Annotated in this window: 13 protein-coding genes; 7 read left to right on the top strand and 6 right to left on the bottom strand. The window is 62.2% G+C overall.

From position 1 onward, the window contains the following. Nucleotides 1-11: 11 nt before the first annotated feature. The 6 genes from B9A15_RS15175 to B9A15_RS15150 form a co-directional block, all read right to left on the bottom strand. Entirely contained in the window at nt 12-1,082 is a 1,071-nt protein-coding gene (locus B9A15_RS15175) for an ABC transporter ATP-binding protein (RefSeq protein WP_084411252.1), read from the bottom strand. A gap of 18 nt (nt 1,083-1,100) precedes the next feature. Beyond that, nucleotides 1,101-2,150: an NAD(P)-dependent alcohol dehydrogenase gene (locus B9A15_RS15170; protein WP_084411250.1), complete on the bottom strand. Its 1,050-nt coding sequence runs from the start codon at nt 2,148-2,150 to the stop codon at nt 1,101-1,103. 5 nt (nt 2,151-2,155) lie between these two features. Continuing rightward, complete coding sequence (locus B9A15_RS15165; protein WP_084411248.1) at nt 2,156-2,425, bottom strand: DUF2160 family membrane protein; 270 nt, start codon at nt 2,423-2,425, stop codon at nt 2,156-2,158. Between the two features lie 4 nt (nt 2,426-2,429). Further along, a complete protein-coding gene (locus B9A15_RS15160) occupies nt 2,430-3,266 on the bottom strand; it encodes a carbohydrate ABC transporter permease (protein WP_084411246.1) in 837 nt (278 codons plus the stop codon). A 3-nt stretch (nt 3,267-3,269) separates the two neighbouring features. Further along, complete coding sequence (locus tag B9A15_RS15155; protein ID WP_084411394.1) at nt 3,270-4,145, bottom strand: carbohydrate ABC transporter permease; 876 nt, start codon at nt 4,143-4,145, stop codon at nt 3,270-3,272. Nucleotides 4,146-4,369: 224 nt separating this feature from the next. Then, nucleotides 4,370-5,821: an extracellular solute-binding protein gene (locus B9A15_RS15150; RefSeq protein WP_084411244.1), complete on the bottom strand. Its 1,452-nt coding sequence runs from the start codon at nt 5,819-5,821 to the stop codon at nt 4,370-4,372. A gap of 210 nt (nt 5,822-6,031) precedes the next feature. Between B9A15_RS15150 and B9A15_RS15145 the strand changes: the two genes are divergently transcribed. From B9A15_RS15145 to B9A15_RS22625, 7 genes are all read left to right on the top strand, one after another. Beyond that, nucleotides 6,032-7,012: a sugar-binding transcriptional regulator gene (locus tag B9A15_RS15145; RefSeq protein ID WP_244556975.1), complete on the top strand. Its 981-nt coding sequence runs from the start codon at nt 6,032-6,034 to the stop codon at nt 7,010-7,012. Nucleotides 7,013-7,065: 53 nt separating this feature from the next. Further along, nucleotides 7,066-7,950: a sugar phosphate isomerase/epimerase family protein gene (locus B9A15_RS15140; protein ID WP_084411240.1), complete on the top strand. Its 885-nt coding sequence runs from the start codon at nt 7,066-7,068 to the stop codon at nt 7,948-7,950. Between the two features lie 4 nt (nt 7,951-7,954). Next, nucleotides 7,955-8,941, top strand: a complete 987-nt coding sequence (locus B9A15_RS15135; RefSeq protein WP_084411238.1) for a tagatose kinase — start codon at nt 7,955-7,957, stop codon at nt 8,939-8,941. Then, entirely contained in the window at nt 8,938-10,227 is a 1,290-nt protein-coding gene (locus tag B9A15_RS15130) for a D-tagatose-bisphosphate aldolase, class II, non-catalytic subunit (RefSeq protein WP_084411236.1), read from the top strand. Before B9A15_RS15135 ends, B9A15_RS15130 begins: the two co-directional genes overlap by 4 nt. A 17-nt stretch (nt 10,228-10,244) precedes the next feature. Continuing rightward, entirely contained in the window at nt 10,245-11,009 is a 765-nt protein-coding gene (locus B9A15_RS15125) for an SDR family NAD(P)-dependent oxidoreductase (RefSeq protein ID WP_084411234.1), read from the top strand. Between the two features lie 99 nt (nt 11,010-11,108). Beyond that, nucleotides 11,109-11,837 carry an SDR family oxidoreductase gene (locus B9A15_RS15120; RefSeq protein ID WP_084411232.1) on the top strand — a complete coding sequence of 243 codons (729 nt, stop codon included), beginning with the start codon at nt 11,109-11,111 and terminating at the stop codon, nt 11,835-11,837. Between the two features lie 120 nt (nt 11,838-11,957). Beyond that, nucleotides 11,958-12,224 carry a hypothetical protein gene (locus B9A15_RS22625; protein ID WP_139798414.1) on the top strand — a complete coding sequence of 89 codons (267 nt, stop codon included), beginning with the start codon at nt 11,958-11,960 and terminating at the stop codon, nt 12,222-12,224. Nucleotides 12,225-12,316 lie beyond the last annotated feature (92 nt).

The following is a 12,316-nucleotide window of genomic DNA, read 5'->3' as shown; positions in this document are numbered from 1 at the left end:
CGGCGGATGGTCTAGCGAAGTCTCTGCTGCGTCTTGTCGTCGAACAGACGGACATCGACGGGATCGATCTCGAAGCCGATCCTCTCGCCGGGCTTTGCGCTGATCCGCTCCTTGACGATGGCGTCGATCATGTCTTCGCCGGAGCGCGCGAAGATCTGGGTCTCCGATCCTGTCGGCTCGACGACGACGACATTCATGGGGACGCCGCTTTCCGGCGATCCGACGCGGATATGTTCCGGCCGGATGCCATAGACGACTTCACGGCCCTCGTCGGCCGCCGTCTCCGGCACGGGAAGCACGAGGCCCTTGTGGGAGACGAAGGCTTTCTTCCCGTCATGGGTGCCGATCCGACCCTTGACGAAGTTCATCGAAGGCGAGCCGATGAAGCCGGCGACGAAGACGTTTTGCGGGTTGTCGTAGAGATCGAGCGGCGCGCCGATCTGCTCGACGCGGCCATCGCGCATGACGACGATCTTGTCGGCCATGGTCATCGCCTCGATCTGGTCATGCGTGACATAGACGATCGTGGTCTTCAGGCGCTGATGCAGTTCCTTGATCTCGACCCGCATGGAGACGCGCAGCTTCGCATCGAGATTCGAAAGCGGTTCGTCGAAGAGAAAAACCTGGGGATCGCGCACGATCGCCCGGCCCATGGCGACACGCTGGCGCTGGCCGCCCGAAAGCGCCTTCGGATAGCGATCGAGATATTTCGTCAGATCGAGAATCTCGGCGGCCCGGCCGACCTTTTCGTCGATCTCGGCCTTCGGCCGTTTGGCCATCTTCAGCGGAAAGCCCATGTTCTGGGCCACCGTCTTATGCGGATAGAGCGCATAGGACTGGAACACCATGGCGATGTCCCGCTCCTTGGGCGGTACGTCGTTGACGACCCGCTCGCCGATCGAGATCGTGCCGCCCGAGATCGCCTCGAGACCCGCGAGCATCCGCAAAAGGGTCGACTTGCCACAGCCCGAGGGGCCGACCAGCACGACGAATTCGCCATCCTCGATATCGATATCGATTCCGTGCATCACCTGCACCGAGCCGTATCGCTTGACGACGTCCTTGATTTTTACGCCAGCCACGTCAGCGTCTCCCTCGGTTCACTGCGGCAGTTCGATCTGCATCTTGACGTCGGCGGGCGGCGCCGAGGCGGCAATCTCAAAGGCCTTGACGCTCTCGTCGAAATCGAAGGTCCGCGTGATCAGCGGCTTCACGTCGATCGCGCCGGAGGCGAGCATGGCGACGCAGCGCGGAAAGACGTGAGCATAGCGGAAGATGTTCTCCACCCGCGCCTCGCGCACCATCGCGGCGCCGGCATCGTATGAGATCGGCTCCGACTGGCCGCCGATCAGCACCACGCAGCCGCCGGGCGCGAGCGGCTCGAAGATCTGGGCGGCGGCCTTCGGCGATCCGGTCGCCTCGAACAGGACGTCCGCGCCCCAACCATCCGTATCAGCCTTGACCCGTTCGCCGACCGTCTCCTTGGCCGCGTTGACGGCGATGATCGCCGGGCTGAGGCTCTGCGCGATCTGAAGTTTCTTGTCCGAAAGGTCGCTGACATAGACCCGGGCGCAGCCGCCCGCGAGCGCCGAAAGCGCGGTGACGAGGCCGATCGGCCCAGCGCCAAGCACGACCGCGATGTCGCCAGGCTTGATCTTCGCCTTTGTCGCGGCATGGACGCCGACGGCCAAAGGCTCGACCATCGCGGCTTCGGCAAAGCTAACAGCGTCGGGGAGCTTGAAGGTGAAGGCCTCCGGGTGAACGCAGGTCGGACGCAAAATGCCGTGGACCGGGGGTGTTGCCCAGAAGCGCACCGCCGGATCGACATTGTACATGCCGAGCCGCGTCGCCTTGGAATTTGGATCGGGAATCCCCGGCTCCATGCAGACCCGGTCGCCCTCCTTGAGCGTGGTGACCTCGGAGCCGGTCTCGATGACCGTACCGGAGGCCTCATGGCCGAGGATCATCGGTGCCTCGACGACGAAGGGGCCGATGCGGCCATGGGTGTAGTAATGAACGTCGGAACCGCAAATGCCGACGGTGTGCAGCTTGATGCGCACGTCCCGCGGGCCCAGGACCTCTTCGTCCTTCTCGATCGGAAAATCGCGGAGCGAGAGTTCGTCCTTGCGTTCCAGAACCAATGATTTCATGGGGTTCAGCCCTTCCAGACGATGATGACGGCGAGAATGACGGCGATGACTTGGGCGATATTCAAGGAGAGCCCGGCTGGCTCCAGGAAGCGCAGCCAGAACAGGCAGAGCGCGACCCAGATCACGACCGAGATGAAGAGCCGATCGAACCAGTTGGTCTGGATCGGCAAAAAGCCCTGATGCTCCTTGCGATCGATCGGCGACTGCCGGCTTTCCTCCTCCTGTTCGTGGAGGTTGATCGGCGTTTCGATGTCCTGCGGGTCGGTCCGCGTCATGGCATCATCCTTTCACGGCGCCGAAGGTCAGGCCCGCCACGATGTGACGCTGCACCATGCTGAAGATGATCAGCGCGGGAATGAGGGTGAAGACGGAGATCGTCGCCATGATGCCCCATTCCGTGCCGGTCGTGGTGACATATTCGGAGAGACCCGTCGTCAGCGTGCGGGCGTTGAAATTGGTGAGTGTGGCGGCCAGGAGATACTCGTTCCAGGCAAACACCCAGGTGAGGATGAGCGTCACGGCAAGACCTGGCCGCGCAAGTGGAAAGACGATCTCGGTGATCACCGTCCAGGCGCTCGCGCCATCGACGAAGGCCGCCTCGTCGAGCTCCTTCGGGATGCCGTCGATCGTCGGCCGCAGGGTCCAGATCGCGAAGGGCAGATTGAATGTGCAGTAGACGAGGATCATGCCGATCCGCGAGTCGAGAAGCGTGAAATCCCCGAAGCGATAGACCTGTGTGAGAAGCAGAAAGAGCGGCAGGAGGAAGACGGCCGGGGGCGCCATGCGGTTGGTGATCGTCCAGAAGAAGATCGATTCCTTGCCGCCCAGATTGAACCGGCTGAGCGCATAGCAGGCGAGAAAGCCCAAGACGGTCACCAGAACCGCATTGCCGGTCGAGATGATGAGCGAATTCACCATATAGCCGCGCAGCGTCTCGTCATTAATGACGTCGATATAATTCTGCCAATAGAACTTCGTCAGGATGATCTCCGGCGTGGAGAAGAGTTCCACCGCCGGCTTCACCGAGATGACGAACAGCCAATAGATCGGGAACAAGGTGAGAAAGCTGATCGCGATCCAGAACAGAAGATACAGCCAGGTTCTCTGCCGTTTCATGGGTCAGGCCTTCTTGTTGCGCGGGGCGATCAGAGCCGCGTAGAGGAGCCAGCAGGCGACGATCGTCAGATACAGAACGATGATCGAAACCGCCGAGCCGTAGCCGTAATTCGTCTTGGGGAAGACTTCCTTGAAGATGTGGACGCCGAGATAGCGGGTCGCCGAGCCCGGACCGCCACCAGTGAGCATCAGCACCTCGTCGACCGTTCTGAGCGCGTCCATCAGGCGGATGAAGACGGTGGCGAGCAGCGCCGGCGCGATCATCGGAAGCGTGATGTGCCAGAAGATCTGGCGCTTGTTGGCGCCGTCGATCTGCGCCTGTTCGAACGGATCGGCGGGAAGCGAGGCGAGCGCGGCAATCAGCGTCAGCGTGACGAGTGGCGTCCAATGCCAGATATCCATGATCACCGTCACCGTGAAGGCGGCGAGCGCGCTGGTGCCGATATTGAGGTCGTAGCCGAACCAGTCGTCCAGAACCGTCGGAATGATGCCGATCGAGGGTGTCGTCATCAGCTTCCAGATCGAGCCGACGATGATCGGCGCCATGATCAAGGGCAGGGTGTGAACGGTGCGGAAGATCGCCTTGCCGGGAAACTCCTTCATGAAGGCCTGAGCCAAAAAATAGCCCAGGATCACCTCGCTCAAGACCGCGAAGAAGACGAAGGCGATGGTGACGCCGAGAGACGACAGAAAGCCCTGATCGAAGACGAGCGCTCGGAAGTTATCGGCGCCGTTATAGATGATGTTCGGGTCCACGGCGAAGGGGTTCCACTGATGGAACGACAGCCAGAGCACGTAGAAGAACGGCACGACACCGAAAAAGAAGAGGATCACCAGCGTCGGCGCCAGCAAAATCCAGCCAAGTCTATTGGATTGCATCATGGACCTCGTGCCGGATGGCGCTTTTCGCTCGACAGGCGTGGTTTGACATGAGGATGGGCGGACCGGCCCTTAAGCTGGCTCAGCCAAAGCCGCCTTTTGCCGCTGGCAGGAAGCCAGGCGTGCGGCATAGGGAGGCGCATCAATCACGCTCGACGCGCCAACGGCTATAAAAACCCTTTGCGGGCCGCCCCGAAGGACGACCCGCCGCCGGGAGGCGAGGCTTATTTGCGATAGCCGAGATTGGTCAGCTCTTCCTCGGTCTTGGCCGCCATCTGGTCGAGACCGTCCTCGGGGCTGATGTCACCGGTCAGGATCTGGTAGAAGATCGGGGTGGTCGCCTCGATCACCTGGCGGTGGAACGGATAGGGAGGCGCGCCCTTGAACAGACGACCGTCGTCGCGCAGCATGGTGTAGTAACCGCCCAGCTGCTCGTCGACTTGCTTGACCTTTGGCGTGTCATAGGTCGAGGTCAGGGTGACGCGCGAACCGGCTGCGGCCCAGTCTTCCTGGATCTCCGGCAAGGCCATGAACTGCATGAAGAGCAGCGCCGCATTCTGGTTCTTGGAGGTCACCGGCAGGCCGAAGGCGCCGCCATCGTAATAGCCGATATAGCCTTCGCCGCTCTCGGCCGCTTCCATGACGCCCGGCTCGAGCGGCGGCAGGGCGACGCCCACATCCCCGACGACCCGCGACTTCGAATCATCCGTCGCGATCCAGGCTGCGTTCTCGCCATAGACCAGCCCCTGCGCGGCGCGGCCGGCGGCAAAGGTCGTCGCCACTTCCGTCCAGGTCGACTGCACCGATTCCGGCGGCGCGAGATCGCGCATGGAGAGCCACCACTTCATGGCAGCCTTGGCCTCGTCGGAATTCATCGATCCGCCATTCTCGACGGTGGCGGCATAATTGTTGTCGGCGTCGATGCCCCAGTCATAGACGCCGAAGGTCGGCGCGATGGATTCGAAATATTCGTACCAGGAGGCCGGATGGCCGGTATGGGCCTGAGCGGTCGTGCCCCACAGGTCCATATTGTTTTCCTTGCCGTATTCGGTGAAGAATTCGGCGATCTCGGCATAGTCCTCATGGGTCGTGGCGGGCTTCAGGTCCTTGCCGGTCTTCTCCTTGAAGGCAGCCTGGATGTCCGGATCGTTGAACAGATCCTTGCGATAGAGATAGACCTTGATGAAGGCTTCCATGGGGATGCCATAGAGATGGCCGTTCTCACCGCGGAAGTTCTCGGCGAATGTCGTGAAATTGTCTTCCGAATAAGCCGGCGCCTTTAGATCGGCGTTTTCTTCAAGAGCGGCGGTGACGTCCACCAGGAAATTGCGCGCCAGATAGGCGTAGACGATGTCCTGCTCGAGATAGACCATGTCATAGATGCCGGTCTTGGCCTCCATGTCCTTGATGGCCTTATCGTACATCTGATCCCAGGACGTCGTCTCGATCTGGACGTCGATGCCGGTCAGCTCTTCAAATTTCGGCGCCAATACGTCGGCGACATAATTCGATGCCGGCGTCGATTCCGTCACGCCGCGCAGCGTCACGCCATCGAATTGCTCTCCGGCCTTCTGCCACCAATCGGGGTTCTCGATCGAGATGTCCTGGGCGAGGGCACCGCCGGTCAGCAGCGATAGGGCGACAAGCGACGCGCCGAGCTTCAAAGCAAGCTTCATTGACTTCCTCCCATGAGTTGAGGGCCGCGCCATGCGCGTTGGTCGCTCCATCCCACGACCGATCCCGACATCAAGCATGCAAATGTATCAGCAATAATGCAAATGATTTTTTTACATCTGTATCTGTTGCCTTCCATTTGTAATTTCGACATGCTGAAAATGGCGCTATGCTCGCCACCGGGAGGGTGAACAGCATCGATGACAAGGGAAATGAACGACGAGGTCGATGCCTTCGCGGCAGAGGTTTCGTGGCACTATTACGTCAACGGGCTGACTCAGGCCGAAATCGCCAAGCTTCTCGATTCCACGCGGTTGCGGGTCAATCAGGCGATCCAGAAGGCCAAGAGCCTCGGGATCGTAAAGATCCAGGTCGTGACGCCGCTCGCATCTCGGATCGAATTGCAGGAGCACGCGAGACGCGCCCTTGGCGTGCGCCGCGTTCTCTGTGCTCCAGCCCCTCGCGATCATTACGAATACCATAATGCGGTCGGCGCGACCCTGGCGAGTTTCGTCACCGAGCGAATGCGCGTGCGTGCCTGGAAGACCCTCGGCGTGTCCTGGGGCATGACGCTGGAATCGGCCATCAACCGGATGCCCCAGCAAACCCATACGGATGTCGAGGTCGTTTCCATGCTCGGCGGCACGATGCAGGGCACGTCCTTCAACACGTTCAATATCGCTTCAGGCTTCGCGGCGCGCCTCGGGGCGACTTACTCTCTGCTCGTGGCCCCGATCTTCCTGTCGGAAGGTGTCGATCGCGCCCTCTTTCTCTCCCAGGCGATCTTCGCCGCCCATTTCGCGAAATTCGCGAAACTGGACGCCGCGATCCTCACCGCGAGCGACGTCTCGCCCCGATCTTTTCTGGTGGCGAACGGCCTGCCGAGCGAGGTGACGACGGACGAACTCAAGGCGGTCGGCGCCGTCGGCGACGTCCTCGGCCGGTTTCTCGATGCCGATGGCCGCTCGATCGACCATCCGATCGACACGCGCACGATCGGCGTCGATCTCGAAACCGTCCGAAGCATACCGGAGAAGATCCTCGCGGCGGCCGGAACGCACAAGGTTGCCATCATCCGCGCGGCCGCCAAGCGCGGCCTCGTCGATACATTGATCACCGACGACGTCACGGCAGAACTCATCGTGTCCGAGACCGTCAAGGAGACGGTGCCGAGCGAGGCGCTCGCGATCTGAGGACGCGTTCCGCGAGGCGCGTGCAGCGACCCGTTGAGACAAGGAAAGCAGCAATGAGAAAGCTCGGCATCCATTCGTTCGTCTGGACGAACGGTCTCACCCAGGACGGGCTGGAGATGGCGCTCGATAAATCCGCCGAGCATGGCTATCGGATGATCGAGTTCGCTTATCTGAGGCCCGAGAAATTCGATCTCGATCGCCTCGCAAGGAAGGCGAAGGCGCTCGATGTCGAGATCGTCGTCACCATGGGCCTGCCGGCCGAAGCGGATGTTTCGAGCGAGGACAAGGCGGTGGTCGCGAAAGGCCGCGATCTGCTCGCCAATGCCGTGAAAGCCGTGCGCGACGTCGGCGGCATCAGGCTCGGCGGCATCCTCTATTCGATGCATGGCAAATATGCGCGCATGCCAACCCGCACCGGCTGGATGCATAGCGCCGAAGCGATCGCCGAGACGGCCGACATCGCCAAAGACTGCGGTGTCGAAATCGTTCTGGAGATCGTCAACCGCTTCGAATCCAATCTCCTCAACACGACGGCTCAAGGGCTGAAATTCATCGAGGATACGGGCCGCGACGATGTCTATCTGCATCTCGACTCCTTCCATATGAATATCGAGGAAGCCGATCCGGCGGCGGCGATCCGGCTCGCCGGCGACGCTATGACCTATTATCATATTGGCGAAAACTACCGGGGCTTTCTCGGCACCGGGACCATCGACTTTAATGCGATCTTCCGGGCGCTCGTCGAGATCGGATATGACCGTGACATCGTCTTCGAGAGCTTTTCGAGCTCGGTCGTCGACGAAGCGCTTTCGCTCGCCTGCGGAATCTGGCGCGACACATGGACGGACAACGACCCTCTCGCGGCTCACGCCAAGCGCTTCATCGAGATGAAGTGGGAGGAAGCAAAGCGCCAACACGACCTCAATCGCACGGCCTGAAGCAATGGTGAGCGCAGCACCACTGAGCCAGGACTCGCTCGGACCGACGATTTGCGTCGGCGAGATCCTCGTCGAGATCATGGCGAGGAGCGTCGGTGACGGCTTTCGCGAACCGATCGACCTCGTCGGCCCTTTCGCCAGCGGCGCGCCGGCGATCTTCATCGGCCAATGCGCGAAGATCGGCGGCTCCGCCGGCCTGATCGGAGCCGTCGGGCGCGACGATTTCGGACGGCTCAATCTCGATCGGCTCAAAGCCGACGGCGCCGACATATCCGCCATCGTGGTCGACGACCTTTACCCGACGGGCAGTGCCTTCGTGCGCTATCGAAGCGATGGTTCGCGCGATTTTGTCTATAATATCGCGACCTCCGCCGCCGCGCGTTTCGGATGGAGCGAGGCGGTCGAGACCCTCGTTCATCGTGCCGGCCATCTTCATGTCATGGGCTCGGCTCTTTCCATGGGGAGCGCCGTCGATGTCATCGAACGGGCGCTTCCCATCATCAAGGCGCGGGGCGGCTCCCTCTCCTTCGACCCCAATCTGCGCAAGGAGATCGTCTACGACGCCGACACCGAGAGGCGCTTTCGCGATCTCGTCGCGGCGGCGGATCTGTTGCTGCCTTCGGGGGAGGAACTGGAACGGGCCGCAGGCGTCGAGGGTGAGGACGCGGCCATTCGCCGGCTCTTCGAAATGGATGTGAAGGAGATCGCGCTGAAATGCGGCGCGGCCGGCGCCAAGGTCTTCAGACCCGGCGCAGCGCCGATCTTCGCTGCCGCCTTCGTCGTCGACGAGATCGACCCGACGGGGGCCGGCGACTGCTTCGGCGGCGCTTACGTCGCTTCGCGCCGCCTCGGCCTCGGACCGGAGGAGGCCTTGACCATCGCCAACGCGGCCGGCGCGCGAAACGTGACACGGCAGGGGCCGATGGAGGGCGCCGGCACGCGCGAAGAGCTGGGTCGGTTCATCGCCGAGACGGCGAGGCGAAGCCGATGACGCAAATCCTCGACAATCTCGCAAAGGCCCGCCGGGAGGGCGTTCATCGCGGGATCACCTCCGTCTGTTCGGCCCATCCCGTCGTTCTGCGCGCGGCCTTGCGCCATGCCCGCCAGCACGAAGTCCCCGTCCTGATCGAGGCGACCTGCAACCAGGTCAATCATCGCGGCGGCTATACGGGCATGCAGCCGGCCGACTTCCTCTCTCTCGTGAGGCGGATCGCGGTGGACGAAGCCTGTCCTTCCAATCAGATCATTTTCGGCGGAGATCATCTCGGCCCCAATCCCTGGCGGCATCTGCCGGCCGAGGCGGCCCTGGCCGAGGCCGAAAAGATGGTCGCGGCCTATGCCGCGGCCGGCTTTTCCAAACTCCATCTCGATTGCTCCATGGGCTGCGAGGGCGAGCCCGTCGCGCTCGACGACCACATCACGGCCGAGCGCGCGGCCCGGCTCGCGAGCATCGCCGACAATGCCGCGCAGAAGGCGGGGCATGCCCTGCCCCGCTTCGTCATCGGCACCGAAGTGCCCCCGCCCGGCGGGGCAGATCATGTGCTCGATGCCGTGACGCCGACAGCGCCAAGCGCCGCACGCGAGACGATCGCGATCCATCGCGATGTCTTTCAAACGATGGGGATCGCAGACGCTTTCGAACGCGTCGTCGCGGTCGTCGTCCAGCCGGGCGTCGAATTCGGCAACGAGAATGTGGTCGTCTACGATCCGGCGGAGGCGGCCGATCTGAGCCGTATCCTAACCCATGAGCCAAGCCTCGTCTTCGAGGCACACTCGACCGACTATCAGGGCGCCAAGCCCCTCTCAGCGCTCGTGCGCGACGGGTTCTCGATCCTGAAGGTCGGCCCCGAACTCACCTTCGTCCTGCGCGAGGCCCTTTATGGTCTCGACCTGATCGCCTCCGATCTCGTGGACGGCTATGGCGATCGGCCGCTCAAGCGGACGATGGAGGCGGTCATGCAGGCTTCGCCGGACCATTGGCGCCGGCATTATCGCGGAAGCGAGGCTGAGACCGCCATGCTGCGCCACTACTCCCTGTCCGACCGCATCCGCTACTATTGGTCCGCGCCGCAAGCGGAGGATGCCGTCGGGCGGCTGACGCAAGCCCTGTCCGGCCGGCGCCTACCCCTGCCGCTTCTCCGGCAGCATATGCCGGGAGCGGCCCATTTCGCCGACACGCCGATCGACCCTGAAGACATTCTGATCTGGCGCGTCACCCGAAGCCTCGAAACCTATCACGCCGCGACAAGGCCGGGCACGAGGCCGGACAAACCATAAACTCTGGGAGGAGACACATGGCTCTTGAACAATTCCGTATCGACGGCAAGGTCGCCCTGGTCACTGGTGGCAATCGCGGCATCGGCTTTGCCATTGCAAAGCTGTTCGCCGAGGCGGGCGCCAAGCTCATGCTGACGAGCCGACGCCGGACGCCGCAACTGGACGAGCTGCTTGACGCGAACCCCGAGCGATGCGCCTGGGTCGAGGCGGATCTCATCGATCCGAAGGCGCCGGATGCGATCGTTAAGGAGACGCTCAAAGCCTTCGGGCGGCTGGATATCCTCGTCAACAATGCCGGTGTCGCCGCCGATGGCGATTTCCACGACTTCGACGACGAGCGCCTTGCCTTCATCATGGACACCAATCTGATCGCGCCCTTCCGCGTGGCGCGCGCCGCGATCAAGCCCATGCTCGAACAGGGCGGCGGCACGATCGTCAATATCGGCTCGATCTCGGCCGATGTGGCGAACGATCCGCAGAAGCAGGTGGCCTATAATTCGTCGAAGGCGGCCGTCCATCAGATGACCAAGGTGATGGCCTTCGAATATGGCGGCCGCAATATCCGCGTGAACGCGCTCGCGCCCGGCTATGTCATCTCGGACATGACCGCCGGCGGCATCGCCAAACCCGATTGGAACCGGATCTGGACCGAGAACACGCCGATGGGGCGCTTCGCCCATCCGGACGAGATGGCCAATTGCGCCCTGTTCCTCGCTTCGCCCGCCTCGAGCTACGTGACCGGCGCAATCCTCACCGCCGATGGCGGCTACACCACACATTGACGGTAGAGATGCGCGGGGCCGACCGGCCGGGCTCTGCCCGCCTGATGGCCCCTCCTCAGCTTCCGCCCAGAAATGCGTTCCTCAATCTGGAGAACAGACATGGCTGAAAAACTGGACGGCAAGATTGCCGCCATCACGGGCGCGGCATCGGGAATCGGGCTCGCGACGACCGAAGCCCTCATCGATGCCGGGGCGCGCGTCGTCATGGTCGATCGCGACGAGACGGCGCTCGCCGAGATCACGGCACGGCTCGGCGACAAGGCGATCGCGCAAGTCACCGATCTTCTCGACCCCGACAGCTGCGCGCAGATGGTGCCCGAGATCCTTCAGAAGGTGGAGCATCTCGACATCCTCCACTGCAATGCCGGTACCTATATTGGCGGCGATCTGACCGAGACCGACACGGCCACGATCGACCGGATGCTCAATCTCAACGTCAATGTGGTGATGAAGAATGTGCGCGACGTCGTTCCGCACATGATCGAGCGCGGGACGGGCGATATCGTGGTGACGGCCTCCGTCGCCGGCCATATGCCGATCCAGTGGGAGCCGGTCTATTCCAGCTCGAAATGGGCGGTCACCTGCTTCGTGCAGACCATGCGTCGCCAACTCAACAAGCGTGGTATCCGCGTCGGCCAGGTCTCGCCCGGCCCCGTCATCTCGGCGCTTTTGTCCGATTGGGAGCCCGACCGCCTGCAGCGAGCGAAGGATTCCGGAAGCCTGATCGAGCCAAGCGAAGTCTCAGACGCGATCCTCTTCATGCTGACGCGTTCGCGCAATGTCACTATTCGCGACATGATCGTCCTGCCGACGAATTTCGACATTTGACCCCAACGCTCAATGAGGCCAACTCATCGAGCGTCGAGAAAGCCCGCGTGGCGCCTGAACGGTTCAAGAAGCGGCTCGGTCGCCATCCGTTCGAACTCGGGCATAGGGGTGCGAAGTGCCATGAGCGATTTCAGCGGCGCGACCACCGATACCCCGCCTATTCCATTGCGGCCTTCTCGCCCGGCCTTTGGCGGCCGGCTACGAGACGAGCGCCGGCTGCCAGGAGGATTGAGCTGGATAAACTTTGGGGTCCCCGTCTGGGGCTCCCATGAGACTCACACTGTTTCATGCGTCAAACGCAAACAGCCCCGCATTGCTGCGGGGCTGTTGATAGTTTTGAAGTTTTGTGTGTTTGGAGAAGAAGAAGCTGCTTTGATTTTTGCTTGAGCTATTTTTTGCGATTGGCAGACCTGGCGGCGACCGACTTTCCCGCGTCTTGAGACGAAGTATCATAGGCGCTGGGGCGTTTCACGGCCGAG

The organism is Fulvimarina manganoxydans (assembly GCF_900176465.1).
GTDB lineage: Bacteria > Pseudomonadota > Alphaproteobacteria > Rhizobiales > Rhizobiaceae > Fulvimarina > Fulvimarina manganoxydans.
This window is presented reverse-complemented; position numbering and strand designations above follow the sequence as displayed.